The sequence below is a fragment of the Limnobacter alexandrii genome (assembly GCF_005871185.1).
GTDB lineage: Bacteria > Pseudomonadota > Gammaproteobacteria > Burkholderiales > Burkholderiaceae_B > Limnobacter > Limnobacter alexandrii.
This window is the reverse complement of record NZ_SWKN01000009.1, coordinates 39,017-54,177: the sequence shown is the minus strand read 5'-3', so window position 1 is coordinate 54,177 and position 15,161 is coordinate 39,017. Positions and strand designations below refer to the sequence as shown.

Genomic DNA, 15,161 nt, shown 5'->3' with positions numbered 1-15,161 from the left:
TACACCCACTCGCGCTTGTGGCCACAAACCTGCAGCAAGCAACCCAGCTCCACAATTTTTCGGACCGAATTTCAATGAATTCTCCCTTGACCTACAAAGACGCCGGCGTCGACATGCAAGCTGGTGATGACCTGGTTGATGCAATCAAACCCTTGGCCAAACGCACCATGCGCCCCGGCGTATTGGCTGGTATCGGCGGCTTCGGTGCCATGTTTGAAGTGCCCAAAGGTTACAGGGAGCCTGTGCTGGTCTCCGGCACCGATGGTGTGGGCACCAAATTGCGACTGGCTTTTGAATGGAATATTCACAACACCGTGGGCATTGACCTGGTCGCCATGAGTGCCAACGACATTTTGGTGCAAGGCGCAGAGCCCCTTTATTTTCTGGATTACTTTGCCTGCGGCAAGCTGGACGTGAAAACCGCAGCCAGCGTGGTGGGCGGTATCGCCTACGGTTGCGAACAGGCCGGTTGTGCACTAATCGGCGGTGAAACCGCTGAAATGCCCGGCATGTATCCCGATGGCGAATACGATCTTGCCGGTTTTGCGGTGGGTATTGTTGAAAAGTCTGAAATTCTCGATGCCAGCAAAGTAAAAGCAGGCGATGTTATTTTGGGTTTGGCCTCCAATGGTATTCACTCCAACGGTTTTTCTTTGGTGCGCAAAATCCTGGAACGTGCACAGCCCGATTTGAACCAGATGTGCGACGGCATGCCCTTGCGCGAGGCCATCATGGCCCCCACACGCATGTACGTAAAGCCGGTGCTTGAGTTGATCAAGAAGGTGCCAGTTCACGCGCTGGCGCACATCACGGGTGGTGGGCTGGTTGAAAACATTCCCCGCGTATTGCCCGACAACCTGGTGGCTGAACTGGATCGCGGTACCTGGCCAGAAACTGAATTGTTCAAGTGGCTGCAGGAAAATGGTCAGGTGCCGTTTGATGAAATGAATCGCGTGTTCAACTGCGGCATCGGTATGGTTGTGGTATTGCCAGCTGAGCAGGCCCAGGCTGCAATGGATTTGTTGAGCGCAGCGGGCGAAAAGGTGTATCAGGTGGGTGTGGTACGCCCGCGTGTGGAAGGTGAAGCACACACCATCGTTCGACGCTAAGCCAGACGGGACAAAGCCCAGTCGATGTGTTCCTTCAGGAATGCATCGGCGCTTGAACGCATTTCAAGCAGCGATTCACGCATGCCGACCACGCCAACGCTGTTGCCCGCGGCCACGGCCAAATTTCTTCTAAACCGTTTGTAGCCGATTCGCCGAATGGCGCTGCCCTCTGTTCGCTTCAAAAACTCGGTTTCACTCCACCGCATCATTTCCAACCAGTCCGGTTTTTCAAATTCGTCTCGAGGATTGAAGTCGGCGTATTCTGCTGGCTTGGCGAATTTGTTCCACGGGCAGGCGAGTTGGCAGTCGTCGCAGCCGTAAATTCGGGTGCCGACAAGCGGTCGCAATTCAACAGGTATTTCGCTGTCGTGTTCAATGGTCAGGTAAGAAATGCACAGCCGGGCATCCACTTGATAGGGTTTCACGATCGCATTGGTGGGGCAAGCTGTCATGCAGCTGTTGCAGGTGCCGCAGTGGTTTTTTCCAAATTCGCCGCTCAAGGGCAGGGGCATATTCGTGAACACTTCACCCAGAAAAAACAGCGAACCTTCATCGGGGTGAATCAGCAAAGTGTGCTTGCCTCGCCAGCCCAAACCCGCCTTGCGCGCTATTTCTACTTCGGCGGTGGGGGCGCTGTCTACGGCCACGCGAAATCCGAAGCCGTGCACTTCGGCATTCACAGCGTCGGCAAATCGTTTCAGGCGCTGGCGTATTACCTTGTGGTAGTCGCGACCTCGCGCATACAAGCTGACATAGGGTTGTTCCCTCGCCTCAATCTCACTCAGGGTTTTCTCTGTGAATGTCGCCGCATCGGGCTGGTTCAGCGTTGTTTCAGGTACATAGGGCACGCGCAGTGATACGATTCGAATCGCACCGGGAAACAGGGTGTCTGCATTCAGGCGATTCAGTCCGTGGCGTTCCATGTAGGCCATTTCGCCATGCATGCCCTGATCAAGCCAGGCTTGCAAATGGGGTTCACAGGCCTGCAAATGGGTGTCGCTGACCCCCATGCAGCCCAAACCCTGTGCGTTGGCCACACGTTGCAACAATGCCCAGTTCTCTTGTTCTTGATGAGCCTGCATGAAAACTTATACCCGCTATTTACCCGACGATGCCGCAACCCACAGTGTAGGGGAAAAGCTGGCTAAACTCGTGCAAGCACCGCTTCGCATCTACCTTTCCGGCCCATTGGGGGCTGGAAAAACAGCCTTGGTGCGTGCCTTTCTGCGGGCTTTGGGTGTTCAGGGTGCGGTAAAAAGTCCAAGCTATGCGTTGGTAGAACCTTACAATTTCTCGAATTATTCTGTGTATCACTTTGATTTTTATCGATTCTTCGATCAGAATGAGTGGCAAGAATCCGGATTTCGTGATTACTTTGAGGAAAATGCCGTTTGTTTGGTCGAATGGCCAGAGAAAGCAGGTGGTCTACTTCCCCAAGCCGATCTGGAAATTCAATTGAGTTATCACCAGCAAGCGAGCCTGGAAACAACAGGGCGGCGCATCGAGGTGAAGGCCCTGTCGATTACTGGGCAGCATTTGGTAGAAAAACTGAACGAACAACAATAGCCTATGAATTCGCGTCGCGACTTGTTGAAAACCGTTGGAGCAGGAATGCTCCTGAAACTGATTCCTGTGGGCGCCTTGGCTGCCGACCAGGTGAAGTTTGTTGATGTGCGGCTGTGGCCCGCTGATGAGTACACTCGCGTAACGCTGGAGCATGCCGGCGCCATCAAGTACAAGCACTTTCTGATTGAAAACCCGTGGCGCATGGTGATCGATTTGCTCGACATGCGCCTCGACAACACTCTGAAAGACCTTACAAGCCGCCTGCATCCCGATGATCCCTATGTTCAGCAAATTCGCGTCGGGCAATATGATGCGAACACTGTTCGTCTGGTGTTCGACCTGAAAGCCGAGGTCAAGCCCGAAATTTTCACCATTGATCCGATTGCCGAGTATAAAAATCGTTTCGTGGTTGATTTTTACCCGAAGAATCCGGCTGATCCGTTGCTGGCTTTGCTGCAAAAGTCGGAAGACCCGGCCATGCGTGAAGACGAGATTTCTCGCGCCCTGCGTTTGGCCGAGTCTGAAACGAACGGTACGCTGAAACTGGACGGTGCAGCGCCAGACAAAGGCAGCAGCAAAACCGAGACAGCCAAAGCTCAACCGAATGCACCGGTCGAGAAAAAGCCTGCACCGGAACTGCGGCGCATGATCACTGTTGCGATCGACCCTGGCCATGGTGGTGAGGATCCCGGTGCCGTGGGCAAGGGCGGTACCTATGAAAAGAATGTGGTGCTGGCGATCAGTAAAAAGCTGAAAGCGGAAATTGACAAAATGCCAGGCATGCGTGCGATGTTGACTCGCAATGGCGACTTTTTCGTGCCCTTGAATACACGGGTGCAGAAGGCCCGTAGTGTGAATGCAGACCTGTTTGTGTCCGTGCATGCCGATGCCTTCATTCGTCCCACCGCAGGCGGATCGTCGGTGTATGTGTTGTCCGAGCGTGGCGCATCAAGCACCGCTGCAAAATGGATTGCCAACAAAGAAAATGCATCTGATTTGATTGGTGGTGTGAATATCAAAGGCACCGATTCCCAATTGGCTCGCGTGTTGCTCGACTTGTCCACAACCGCACAAATCAACGACAGCTTGAAACTGGGCGATGCTGTACTTGGTAACCTTGGCAAGGTGAATCGCCTGCACAAACCACGGGTAGAGCAGGCGGGTTTCGCGGTGCTGAAAGCGCCTGATATTCCATCTATCCTCATTGAAACAGCGTTTATCAGCAACCCGGCTGAAGAGAAAAAACTGGCCAACCCGGCGCATCAGCAAGAGCTGGCCGAAGCCATTGCCAAGGGCATTGCCAATTACTTCGCCAAGAACCCTCCAGTAGCCCGCACTCCACTCACTTAAACCCTGCTTGCTGGCACTTATAATGGGCAGATGAACAACCGCCCAATATCCCTGTTGCCCGATGTCTTGATCAGCCAAATTGCCGCAGGCGAGGTGGTTGATCGCCCAGCATCGGTCGTCAAAGAACTTCTTGAAAACGCGCTGGATGCAGGGGCCACTGAAATTACTGTGCGCATCGATGGCGGTGGCATTCAACGAATTTGCATTCAAGACAACGGCAAGGGCATACCCAAAGACGAACTCGAGTTGGCGGTTACACGCCATGCCACTTCAAAAATTCAATCGCTTAACGAACTTGAAAGTGTCATGAGCCTTGGTTTTCGTGGCGAGGCTTTGGCCTCGATTGCCTCGGTGAGTCAATTCACCCTGAGCAGTTATCCCAAAGGCCAGGAATGTGCCTACAGCATCAGCAACCAAAGCGGCCGGTGGCTTGTTGAGCCCTCACCGGCCAGCCCCGGCACCACAGTGGATGTGCAATCGCTGTATTTCAGCACCCCGGCGCGCCGCAAATTTCTGAAAACCGAGCAAACCGAGTTTTTTCAGTGCCTCGATGTGGTCAAGCGCATGGCCTTGGCCAATCCCTCGGTCACTTGGCTGGTGTACCGCGATGGCAAATTGCAAAGCCGCTTTCAGGAAAGTAGCTGGAGTGCCCGGGTGTTCAGTATTCTGGAAACCATGGCCAATGGCGCCTCAAAACCAATTGATGTGCAAACTGCCGACATGCAATTGCATGGTGCGGTTGGCCTGCCTGACGCAGCCCGCGGCAAGGGTGACATGCAGTTTTTTTACGTCAATGGCCGCTTCGTGAAAGACAAACTGATTGGGCATGCCGTGCGGTCAGCCTATGAAGATGTGCTTCACGGCGACAAATTTCCGGCGTTTGTGTTGTTTCTGAATTTGCCTGCCAATGAGGTGGACGTGAATGTGCACCCCGCAAAAACCGAGGTTCGTTTCAGGAATGCACGGGCAGTGCACCAATGGGTGCGCCAATCCATTCAGGCCTGTCTGGCGCCCTCCAGGGCAGTTGTTTCCCTGAGCGAACCGTCTTTGGGTGTTGACGGCCCTGCAGTTGCCGCGCCCAGCGGTGGCACTGTGTGGCGCTCATCGTCCACACCAATGCCCGCTGTTCAGGTGCAAGCGAAAAGTGCAGCACTTCCTTTTCTGCGCGAAGAACTCGCCGATTACATTCAAGCGTACCGCCCCATTGAATCAGCGCCGCGACCCACTGCCATTACACCCCGGCCATTGGTGCAAGACACGCAGCCAAACCACGCTGTCGAGAATGCAGAACATTCGGAATATTTAGGACAGGCCATCGCACAAGTGCACGGCATTTACATTTTGGCTTTGCGTCCGGACGGCATGGTAGTGGTCGACATGCACGCTGCTCATGAACGGGTGCTGTATGAGCAGTTCAAGAATGCGCTGGACAATCAGCAGACCATTTCCTCTCAAGAATTGCTGGTGCCCCTGTTGGTACAAATTGATCCACGCCTAGCCAGTGAAGTCGACAATGGTCAGCATCTCTGGGAAAAGCTTGGCTTTCGGCTTAGCCTGATTTCAACCCAAGAAATCGCAGTGCGTGCTGTGCCCACCATGTTGGCAGGACAAGACCTGTCGGCTTTGCTTCAGCAGTGGCTGGAGGACTTGCACCAGTACGGCGTGGCCCATGTGCTTGAACGCCAGCGCAATGAATGGCTGGCGGGCTTGGCCTGCCACACGGCAGTGCGTGCAAACAGAAAGCTTACCGTGCCTGAAATGAATGCGCTGTTGCGTTCCATGGAACGAACTGAACGGTCTGATCAGTGCAACCATGGCAGGCCCACCTGGCGCCATTTCAGCTTGTCTGAAATGGACAAATGGTTCTTGCGCGGTCAGTAAGGGGGTAGTGTGGGCAGCTCCAGTTCCGGTTTCATTCCTGCCTTGGCGGTGCTTGGGCCTACAGCCTCAGGCAAGTCCGCCTTGGGCCTGTGGATGGCTGATCAAGGCTTTCCGATAGAAATTGTCAGTCTTGATTCTGCGTTGGTGTTTCGTGACATGAACATCGGCACTGCCAAACCCACCCCTCAAGAACTGGCCTTGGTGCCCCATCACCTTATCGATATCATCACGCCAAGCGACACATTCAGCGCCGCTGAGTTTGTTGTTCAATGCCATGCGCTAATTGCAGATATCCGGGCGAGGGGCAAGGTGCCAGTTATCCTGGGGGGCACCATGATGTATTACAAAACGCTGGTCAGTGGCCTTGACAACCTTCCCGCCGCCAATGCAGAAATTCGCCAAGCCATTGAACAACAGGCCATGGAACATGGTTGGCCCGCCATTCACGCCCGGCTTGCCCAGGTTGATCCAATTACCGCCCAGCGCTTGAAACCCAATGACTCCCAGCGATTGCAGCGCGCCCTTGAGGTTTTTCAAATTACAGGCCAGCCGCTGTCGGGTTTTCACCAGCGAGACCAGCTTGAGGATTTGCGCATTCCCACCCTGGCCATTGAACCCTCTGACCGGGCCGTGTTGCACAAGCGCATTGAATCGCGTTTTCTGGACATGCTGGCGCAAGGCCTTGTGGAAGAGCTTGTTGAGCTTCGTCACAATTACGTGTTGGACGACACAATGCCCTCCATGCGGTGTGTGGGCTATCGGCAAGTGTGGGAACATTTGCACGGCCACTGCACGCGGCAGGAAATGATAGACCGTGGCATTGCCGCCACCCGCCAATTGGCCAAGCGGCAAATTACCTGGCTGCGTTCGACTGCCAACAAAGAGGTGGTTGATCCCTTGCAGAGCAATTGGCTTGACTCAGTGAGGCCTTGGATACAAAAGCAGATCGAGGAATTGCTGCCCTGACTGCTCACTGCGGCGGTTTCTTGCCACCTCGGCATGGGTTACTTGTGCCGCCTGTCACTGGTGACTTTTGATCTGAACTTGATGGGTCATCGCTGCAGTTTCTGTCAACTCGGCGTGGGTTGCTCGTGTCGCACAGAAAACCGCTTGATCCCTTTTTGACTTTATTCTTGCTCACCTCGCTCGGCAAAAAACATGGCCGAGTCTTGGTGTCGGCTTGGCGCCGAACGCAGCGAATAAACTCAAACGGGGCGGTTTTCTTGAAGTGCGTCTCAAGCAATCCCACTGCCGAGTTGGCTTAAAACCTCCCGTGCGCTGCCACTTGCAAGTTCAGCTCCGCCTCACCGCAGTGTTCAACGCCCAATCGGCGGCGGTGTTTCGATCGCCTCGCCTTCAAGAAAACCTGCCCGTTTGAATTCACCCGCCACGGTCGGCCATGGGCCGGCACCGAGACTCGGCCCGCCCTTTTGCCGAGCGAGGTGAGTCAGGGTGAATCTCAAGAAGGGAAAACCAGGTTTTCAGGCGAGAGATTGAAACTCGCGCCGAGTGGGCAGTTAACGTGCAGTCGAGAAAGCGGAACCCAAGCCGATCGGGCTACACAAACCAGCTTGATTACAAGGGGAAACGCTGCGCCAGCGCAAACACCAATGGCAGGGTAATTGCCGCCCCCACGGTAGACATGGAAATAAGGCAGGCCACAAGGGGTGCATTTCCACCCATGCGTGCCGCCAGAATATAGGCACTTGATGCAGACGGAATTGCAGAGAATACGAGTAGTACCGTGGTCTGTTCTTGCGAAAGCCCGGTGAAATGCGAGTAAAGAACTGCCACCAAAGGTGACACCAGCAGTTTCACAAACAACCACCAAACCGACACTGGCCAGTTGCCTTTCAGGCCCGAGAATACCAAGCCAGCCCCCACCGCAAGCAAACCTAGCGACACCGCGGCTTGCGCCAGACGTTCCAGCGTGAGCATGACGGGTTCAGGCACCTGAACCCCCATCAACTTGGCGGCAATGCCCAGGCAGGTTCCAATAATCAGTGGATTTTTCAGAATGTCGACAAATGCACCCAAACGACCGCCCTTGCTCATGGTACCTACAGCCAACACATTGCACAGTGGCACTCCCAACGCCAGCAAAATTGCTATGTTTGCCACGGCCGATTGCCCACCCAGGCGGCTGGCCAAAGCCAGGCCGATGTAGGAATTGAAGCGGTAGGCGGTTTGCAGGCCCGAGGCAAAGTCCACCCGTCCCATCTTGCTGAACAGCAAGCCCAACCAGCCCAACACAAAAGCTGAAAATATAACGGCGGGACCACCCAAGGCGAATGCTCCAACCGTGTTCACGTCAAAATTGCTTGAGACCACCGAGAAAAAAAGCAGACATGGAAACAGCACAAAATAAACCAGCTTCTCTATGGTCACCCAGGCTGCAGGGGCCATCCAGAAGCGGCGCAGCAGATAACCCAGCGCGATAATTGCAAAATCGGGGAAAAGAAGAAGAGGGGACAATTGCTTGTGTGGGTTTGGTGTTTGGGCATTAAGCCAATAAAAAACCCACCCGAAGGTGGGTTTCGTTCAAGCTAGGCTTGATTTAGACCGAGAAAGACGATCCACAACCGCAAGTGGTTGTAGCGTTTGGATTCTTGATCACAAACTGCGCTCCGTTGATGTCCTCTTTGTAATCAATTTCAGCGCCAGTCAAATACTGGTAACTCATGGAATCGATCAGAAGGGTTACACCACCCTTGTCAAGCGCCGTGTCGTCTTCATTCACGTCTTCGTCGAAAGTGAAACCGTACTGGAAACCGGAGCAGCCACCACCTTGCACGAAAACGCGCAATTTCAGGTTGGGGTTGCCTTCCTCATTGATCAAGTCGCGCACCTTGGCTGCGGCTGAGTCAGTGAAAACCAATACGCTGGGTTGTTCTGTAGTTACGTCCATCTTGTCCTGCCTTGTTGCTGGAATTACTTGCTGGAAGCCAGGGCCAGTTTACCCGGTACGACTTCTTCGCTCTCATGGTGCAAGGTACCGTCTACGACTGCACCTGGATGCATCTCCAATGCCCTATATCTTACGTCACCTGAGACATTTGCGGAAGGGTGTAGTTCCAGAAGCTGGTTCGCTTCAATCGGGCCCTCAATCAAGCCACTAACCACAACGTGCCCAACGCGCACGCTACCGCGCACTTTGCCGGTTTCTGAAATAACGAGCAGTGATTGCGCACTTTCATCTGCGATCACATTGCCGTCTACCTCGCCATCAATGCGCAGGCCACCTTTGAAACGCAAATCACCTCTCAGCACCATATCAGCGCCCACCAGGCTTTGGATTGGTAACAGCCGCTTTGTATTCTTTTTCGAGAACATGCTTGTAAAACCCCTTCAAAGTTTGATGGTGGACTGTGCGCGAATGGCGCCAGCTTCCAGAATTCTCATTTCGACGCTTTGCAACCTGCCGCCTTCTGGAAGGGAAAATACGCCCGACACCCTTGAAAAACGGGTCAGTTTGATTTTGAACTGGGGGTCTTCCGACGATTCAGCGTTTGGTAAAACTATGACACTGGATTCCCCTTTGTTCAACACTTTAATCAACACCTGCACGTTCAAAGTGACTTCGGGGCGTTGGCTACCTTGAATAACGAGTGCTTTGTAGCGGTATTGGTCTGGAACGGTGTCTTTGTTCACTTGGAGTCGCTTGAGTGAAATTGCACCTTGAAGGCTGCCGGGGATGAATCCCTCGAAAAATGCCAAATCTTCTTTGAGTTTTGCATTCTCTGATTCTAGGTTTGTAATCAGCAGGTTCAGTTTGCTTCGCGCCTCTTTGTCGAGCTTTACCAATTCGTTGGTACGGGAAATTTCCTCTTGAAGGTCACTTGTTTTGGCTTGAAGTTCGGCCAATTGGTCGTTCAGAACCTCAATTTCCTGGGTCGAAAACAATTTTTGTATGGCGTTGTCTTCTGGGCCCCACAGTGCAAAGGCGGCGCATCCACCGAGAATGGACAGTCCAAGCAACAGGCCATAGGCAAATGCAAATCGGGAAGAACGCTGTACCCCAGGTAGCAGCGTTCGGCGTGAATGGTGTGTTTTTTTTGGGTTCAAACTACAAAATCCTGGTAATTAGGGCGACAGCGGCAATTGTTCCAGCCCCATGTGTTCGGGCAAATCAAACATGCAGTTCATGGCCTGAACAGCTTGGCCGGCCGCACCTTTCACCAGATTGTCGATTACTGACACAATCACCAGCGTGTCTCGACCTTGCGGGCGATGCAGTGCAATGCGCACAAAGTTGGAACCCCGGACTGACTTGGTCTCGGGCAGCGAGCCCTTGGGCATCACATCCACAAAATACTCGTTGGCATAGTGTTGCTCGTACAGTGCCTGAATGTCAGTGCTTTTGCCCAGGTCATTCAGTTTCACATAGGTGGTCGCCAAAATGCCTCGCACCATGGGCACCAAGTGCGGCGTGAAGGTAATTTGGGTTTTGCGCCCTGAAATCAATTCAAGGCCTTGTTCAATTTCTGGTAAGTGGCGGTGGCCACTGACACCGTAGGCTTTGAAGCTTTCAGCCGCTTCCGAAAACAGAGAACCCACAGTGGCCTTACGCCCCGCGCCGGAAACGCCCGATTTGCAGTCTGCAACAATATTGCTTTCGTCAATCAGAGGAGTCGCGCCACTGATCAAGGGTTTAAGCGCCAGTTGAACTGCTGTGGGGTAGCAGCCCGCCAAGCCCACCAGTTTTGCTTTTTTCAGCTCAGGTCGTGCGGATTCAACCAGGCCATAGCAAGCCTTGCTCAGTAGTTCTGGCTCTGAATGTGGCATGCCGTACCATTTTTCGAATTCCGTGGTGTTTTTCAGCCGAAAGTCAGCACCCAAATCGATCACCCGGATACCTGCATTCACCAATTCAGCCGACTGGGCCATGGCCACGCCATGGGGTGTTGCGAAAAACACCACGTCACAATTTTTCAGTGATTCAAAAGTAGGTTCCGTGAAAGCAATATTCACGCGTTTGCGCAGTGCCGGGAACATGTCTGCCACCGGCTGGCCCACTTCACCGCGAGAGGTAATTGCTTTCAGTTCGACCTGCGGGTGCAGGGCCAACAGGCGAAGAAGCTCAGACCCTGTATAACCGGTTCCGCCGACGATGCCTACCTTGATCATGACTAATCCTTGTGCTGAAAAGAAAAAAAGCCGCACATTTGTGCGGCTTTCGATTGTAACCCAGCTGGGAGGGCTGCTGGGTGTAAACGATATGACAGCTTGGCGCTGGTTTATCGCTTGGAGAACTGCTTGCGACGACGCGCGCCACGCAGACCCACTTTTTTACGTTCAACTTCACGTGCATCGCGAGTGACCAGACCTGCTTTGGACAGGGTTGGCTTCAGTTCTGCGTCGAAGTCGATCAGGGCACGTGTCAAACCGTGACGAACCGCGCCAGCCTGGCCAGTTTCGCCGCCGCCGCGCACGTTTACCTTGATGTCAAAAGTTTCAACGTTCTCGGTCAGTACCAAGGGTTGACGAGCAACCATCTGGCCTGTTTCGCGAGCGAAGTATTCAGTCAAAGGCTTGCCGTTCACGATGAACTGGCCAGTACCTTTCTTGATAAAAACACGGGCCACTGAGCTTTTGCGGCGACCGGTTCCGTAATTGTATTCACCAATCATGGTTCACCTCAGATTTCAAGTGGCTTGGGTTGTTGTGCGGAATGCGGGTGCTCTGCTTCAGCGTAGATCTTCAATTTCTTGATCATTGCGTAGCCCAGAGGACCTTTTGGCAACATGCCTTTCACAGCTTTCTCCAGCGCGCGGCCAGGGAAGCGTTCCTGCATCTTGTCAAAGTTCGTTTCGTAAATACCGCCTGGGTAACCAGAGTGGCGGAAATACTTCTTGTTCAGGCCTTTCGTGCCTGTAACGCGCAATTTACCGGCATTTACAACAACAATGAAGTCGCCTGTGTCGATGTGCGGTGTGAATTCAGGTTTGTGTTTACCACGGAGGCGGCGTGCAACTTCACTGGCTACACGTCCCAACACCTTGTCGGTGCCGTCGATCACAAACCACTCTTGTTTAACCTCACCGGGTTTCGCTGAGTAGGTTTTCATGATTTTTCCTTAAAGATAAAAAAGTGCTTTTTACCTGTCTCCCTACTTGTACATGCAGCCCGCAATTAATATTCAGGTCGGCAGCCGAAGGGCTCTCCCAACAGGTAACCCGCGATTTTAGCAAAGTTTTTTGCTTTCGGTTAAACTTTTTTGAGTGCCGGACAAAAAAAACCCAAGCACTGTGAGGTGCTTGGGTTTAATCCACCAAAGGAGGAGGGTGGAGGAGACAACTTTGCACTGTGAAAGAAACTCTGCGAATAGAGATTCGTGGTTCATTCAAGTGACTACAATTTGAATTCTAGAGATATTTCTGTTGCGGCGCAAGAGTCTGTTTTTGTTGTCCGAAAAAAGCAACTTATTCCATGTTTTCAAAGTGGTTTATAAAAAACCAATAAAAACAACAACTTAAAAATAATACTAGTGACTGATCGGTTATTTGTTAGCTCAATTTGATAAAATAGAGCAGTTTTTCAACTTTTTCACTGTAATTATTGTGCGATGCATAATGAGCAATTAATCATAAATAAGGAGCTTTATGGAAGCCGAAGTTAGCTGGTCCGGATTGCCCGGCATGTCGTTTGTGGCCACCACAGGCAGTGGGCATATGTTGTGTATGGATGGTGCCCCGGATGGCGGTGGCAATAACTTGGCTCCACGTCCCATGGAAGTGGTGTTGGCGGGCACAGGTGCCTGCACGGCCTACGATGTGGTGTTGATTCTGCGTAAAAGCGGGCAGGACGTTCGCGACTGCAAGGTGAAAATGAGTGCGGAGCGAGCCGAGGAGGCCCCAAAGGTGTTCACCAAAATCAACTTTCACTTTCAGGTGATCGGTCGGGGGCTGAAACCCAATTTGGTGGATCGGGCCATCAAGTTGTCGCACGAGAAGTATTGTTCAGCGTCGGCCATGTTGGGCAAAACTGCTGAACTGGTGTTCACACACGAAATTATTGAAGACTAAATCTTCTGCGCCAGAGTGGTCATGACCTTCGACATGGCGGTCATGGCCAGTTTCACAGGCATGGGCAAATTGTTGGCACCTTGTTCGATTGCTGTTTGCCCGTGCTCAATTTCATCTTGGCGCATTTGTTCGAGAATCGCCCTGGACTGCTGGTCACCTGCGGGCAACCTGCCCAAGTGGTCATTCAGATGTTTTTCAACTTGCCGCTCGGTTTCTGCCATAAAACCCAGGCTTACCTTGTCACCCAAGGTGCCCGCGACGAAACCCAGAGCGAAAGCACCGCCGTACCAGAACGGGTTCAAAAGGCTGGGGCGAGCACCCAATTGATCCAGTCGTTCCTGAGTCCATGCAAGGTGGTCAGCTTCTTCCTTGGCGGCGTGATCAAACAGTGCTTTCTTTTCGGGATCTTTGCTGGCCAAGGCTTGGGCTTGATAAAGCGCCTGCGCGCAAATTTCGCCCACGTGGTTCACGCGCATCAGGCCAATCACCTGTTCTTTTTCGGCGTCGCTTAACTGCCCGGCAGGCAAATTTTGCCCCGCCGGGTTGGCTCGCTGAGCCACCGGTGTGGCTGCGAGTGTTTTCAGGGCCTTGTCCACCTCACTAATGATGGCATCCACAGAAGGCAATTTCGGCAGGGCAGGCAAACCCGGAAAGCCGGGAAAGCGTGGGGGTTGATTTGGCATTACTACGCACCAATCCTGTGTTTTTTCAACGAAGTCTTCATTTTAGCAAGGGATGCAAGTAAAATCCGCGTCAACGCGCAACGATTTACAACGTCCCCGTGTTGGCTCCTGTTTCAGTTCTGAAGCAGGTCTGCTTCATGGTGGCACATTTTAGGCAAACCATGACTTCCAAGAAAAAGCTCTTCATCAAAACCTTTGGCTGCCAGATGAACGAGTACGACTCCGACAAAATGGCTGACGTACTGGGTAGCTCGGACGGACTGGAGCGGACGAATACCCCGGACGATGCCGACATCATCCTGTTCAACACCTGTTCAGTGCGTGAAAAGGCGCAGGAAAAGGTATTCAGCGATCTGGGGCGTGTCAAACACCTGAAAAAGTCCAATCCCAACCTCATTATTGGTGTGGGTGGCTGTGTGGCCAGTCAGGAGGGCAAGGCGATTGTGGAGCGTGCGCCCTATGTGGATGTGGTGTTTGGTCCGCAAACCCTGCATCGCTTGCCGCAGCTGATCAAGCAGCGCCGTGATACGCACCGGCCACAGGTGGACATTTCTTTTCCGGAAATCGAGAAATTCGACAATTTGCCGCTGGCTAAAAATACCGGTGCCACAGCCTTTGTGTCCATCATGGAAGGCTGCAGCAAGTACTGCAGTTTCTGCGTGGTGCCTTACACACGCGGTGAGGAAATTTCACGTCCCTTCGACGATGTATTGATGGAAATTGCTGACCTTGCAGACCAAGGGGTGCGGGAAATCAATTTGCTGGGGCAGAACGTGAATGCCTATCGCGGGAAAATGGGCGATACCAGCGAAATTGCGGATTTTGCGCTGCTGTTGGAATATGTGTCTGAAGTGCCGGGCATCGAGCGGATCCGTTTCACCACCTCGCATCCCAAAGAATTTGGCCCACGCCTGATCGAGGCATACGCCAAGCTGCCCAAGTTGGTCGATCACTTGCACTTGCCGGTTCAGGCGGGTTCAGACCGCATTCTCGCCGCCATGAAGCGGGGCTACACGGCGCTTGAGTACAGGTCGATCATTCGCAAACTGCGTGAAATTCGCCCCAATATTTCCATGTCGTCCGATTTCATCGTGGGTTTTCCCGGTGAAACCGAGGCAGATTTTGAAAAAACCATGGATTTGATCAATGCCGTTGGCTTCGACACCTCGTTTTCTTTTGTGTACAGCCCCCGTCCGGGTACACCCGCAGCCGATCTGGAAGATGGTGTTGACCAAGTCACCAAGCTCAAACGTTTGGCTCGTCTTCAAAAAACAATTCAAGACCATGCCACCAGTATCAGCAAGTCCATGGTGGGTACGCGCCAAAAGGTGTTGGTAGAAGGACCATCTCGAAAAGACCCCACAGAGCTGGCGGGTAGAACCGAGAACAACAGAGTGGTCAACTTTGCCGGAAATGCCCGCATGGTGGGGCAAATCGTTGAGTTGGACATTGTTGAGGCCTATCCCAACTCCCTGCGTGGAGAAGTGCCGATCACTGCTGCCTGATATCCGTCATTTTTTTCGGTTATCCTTGAGCCGTTATCGTCA

The 15,161-nt window shown here is 52.9% G+C and carries 16 protein-coding genes; 7 read left to right on the top strand and 9 right to left on the bottom strand.

What is annotated here, in order from left to right:
- Window positions 1–74: 74 nt before the first annotated feature.
- Window positions 75–1,109 carry a phosphoribosylformylglycinamidine cyclo-ligase gene (gene purM / locus FCS97_RS12025; protein WP_138518677.1) on the top strand — a complete coding sequence of 345 codons (1,035 nt, stop codon included), beginning with the start codon at window positions 75–77 and terminating at the stop codon, window positions 1,107–1,109.
- Here purM and queG read toward each other — a convergent pair.
- The gene (queG, locus tag FCS97_RS12020) at window positions 1,106–2,191 is read right to left on the bottom strand and encodes a tRNA epoxyqueuosine(34) reductase QueG (RefSeq protein WP_138518676.1); all 1,086 of its coding nucleotides are present in this window, start codon (window positions 2,189–2,191) and stop codon (window positions 1,106–1,108) included. The two genes, purM and queG, sit on opposite strands and share 4 nt — an antisense overlap.
- Between queG and tsaE the strand changes: the two genes are divergently transcribed.
- From tsaE to miaA, 4 genes are read left to right on the top strand one after another with little or no spacing between them, the layout of a single operon-like run.
- The gene (gene tsaE / locus FCS97_RS12015) at window positions 2,190–2,675 is read left to right on the top strand and encodes a tRNA (adenosine(37)-N6)-threonylcarbamoyltransferase complex ATPase subunit type 1 TsaE (RefSeq protein ID WP_138518675.1); all 486 of its coding nucleotides are present in this window, start codon (window positions 2,190–2,192) and stop codon (window positions 2,673–2,675) included. The genes queG and tsaE overlap by 2 nt on opposite strands.
- A 45-nt stretch (window positions 2,676–2,720) precedes the next feature.
- The gene (locus FCS97_RS12010) at window positions 2,721–4,025 is read left to right on the top strand and encodes an N-acetylmuramoyl-L-alanine amidase (RefSeq protein ID WP_425460749.1); all 1,305 of its coding nucleotides are present in this window, start codon (window positions 2,721–2,723) and stop codon (window positions 4,023–4,025) included.
- 30 nt (window positions 4,026–4,055) lie between these two features.
- Window positions 4,056–5,906 (top strand): DNA mismatch repair endonuclease MutL, encoded by a 1,851-nt coding sequence (mutL, locus tag FCS97_RS12005; protein WP_138518673.1) that lies wholly within the window; start codon window positions 4,056–4,058, stop codon window positions 5,904–5,906.
- 9 nt (window positions 5,907–5,915) lie between these two features.
- Window positions 5,916–6,872, top strand: coding sequence for a tRNA (adenosine(37)-N6)-dimethylallyltransferase MiaA (gene miaA, locus FCS97_RS12000; RefSeq protein ID WP_138518672.1), 957 nt, complete (start codon window positions 5,916–5,918; stop codon window positions 6,870–6,872).
- Between the two features lie 609 nt (window positions 6,873–7,481).
- Here the strand turns inward: miaA and FCS97_RS11995 are convergent.
- From FCS97_RS11995 to rplM, 7 genes are all read right to left on the bottom strand, one after another.
- Entirely contained in the window at window positions 7,482–8,381 is a 900-nt protein-coding gene (locus FCS97_RS11995; RefSeq protein ID WP_138518671.1) for an AEC family transporter, read from the bottom strand.
- Window positions 8,382–8,463: 82 nt separating this feature from the next.
- Window positions 8,464–8,814, bottom strand: a complete 351-nt coding sequence (gene erpA / locus FCS97_RS11990; RefSeq protein WP_008251471.1) for an iron-sulfur cluster insertion protein ErpA — start codon at window positions 8,812–8,814, stop codon at window positions 8,464–8,466.
- Window positions 8,815–8,837: 23 nt separating this feature from the next.
- Window positions 8,838–9,239 carry a bactofilin family protein gene (locus FCS97_RS11985; protein ID WP_138518670.1) on the bottom strand — a complete coding sequence of 134 codons (402 nt, stop codon included), beginning with the start codon at window positions 9,237–9,239 and terminating at the stop codon, window positions 8,838–8,840.
- A 15-nt stretch (window positions 9,240–9,254) separates the two neighbouring features.
- Window positions 9,255–9,971: a DUF6776 family protein gene (locus FCS97_RS11980; RefSeq protein WP_138518669.1), complete on the bottom strand. Its 717-nt coding sequence runs from the start codon at window positions 9,969–9,971 to the stop codon at window positions 9,255–9,257.
- An 18-nt stretch (window positions 9,972–9,989) separates the two neighbouring features.
- Window positions 9,990–11,033: an N-acetyl-gamma-glutamyl-phosphate reductase gene (gene argC / locus FCS97_RS11975; protein WP_138518668.1), complete on the bottom strand. Its 1,044-nt coding sequence runs from the start codon at window positions 11,031–11,033 to the stop codon at window positions 9,990–9,992.
- A gap of 110 nt (window positions 11,034–11,143) precedes the next feature.
- The gene (rpsI, locus tag FCS97_RS11970; protein WP_105027036.1) at window positions 11,144–11,536 is read right to left on the bottom strand and encodes a 30S ribosomal protein S9; all 393 of its coding nucleotides are present in this window, start codon (window positions 11,534–11,536) and stop codon (window positions 11,144–11,146) included.
- A gap of 8 nt (window positions 11,537–11,544) precedes the next feature.
- Window positions 11,545–11,973, bottom strand: coding sequence for a 50S ribosomal protein L13 (gene rplM, locus FCS97_RS11965; RefSeq protein WP_008251461.1), 429 nt, complete (start codon window positions 11,971–11,973; stop codon window positions 11,545–11,547).
- Between the two features lie 535 nt (window positions 11,974–12,508).
- Here rplM and FCS97_RS11960 point away from each other — a divergent pair.
- Window positions 12,509–12,931 (top strand): OsmC family protein, encoded by a 423-nt coding sequence (locus FCS97_RS11960; RefSeq protein WP_138518667.1) that lies wholly within the window; start codon window positions 12,509–12,511, stop codon window positions 12,929–12,931.
- On the opposite strand, the gene coq7 is transcribed toward FCS97_RS11960, so the two are convergent.
- Window positions 12,928–13,548, bottom strand: a complete 621-nt coding sequence (gene coq7 / locus FCS97_RS11955; RefSeq protein ID WP_171035315.1) for a 2-polyprenyl-3-methyl-6-methoxy-1,4-benzoquinone monooxygenase — start codon at window positions 13,546–13,548, stop codon at window positions 12,928–12,930. The genes FCS97_RS11960 and coq7 overlap by 4 nt on opposite strands.
- A 203-nt stretch (window positions 13,549–13,751) precedes the next feature.
- Here coq7 and miaB point away from each other — a divergent pair, with 203 nt between their 5' ends.
- Window positions 13,752–15,119: a tRNA (N6-isopentenyl adenosine(37)-C2)-methylthiotransferase MiaB gene (gene miaB, locus FCS97_RS11950; protein WP_138518665.1), complete on the top strand. Its 1,368-nt coding sequence runs from the start codon at window positions 13,752–13,754 to the stop codon at window positions 15,117–15,119.
- Window positions 15,120–15,161 lie beyond the last annotated feature (42 nt).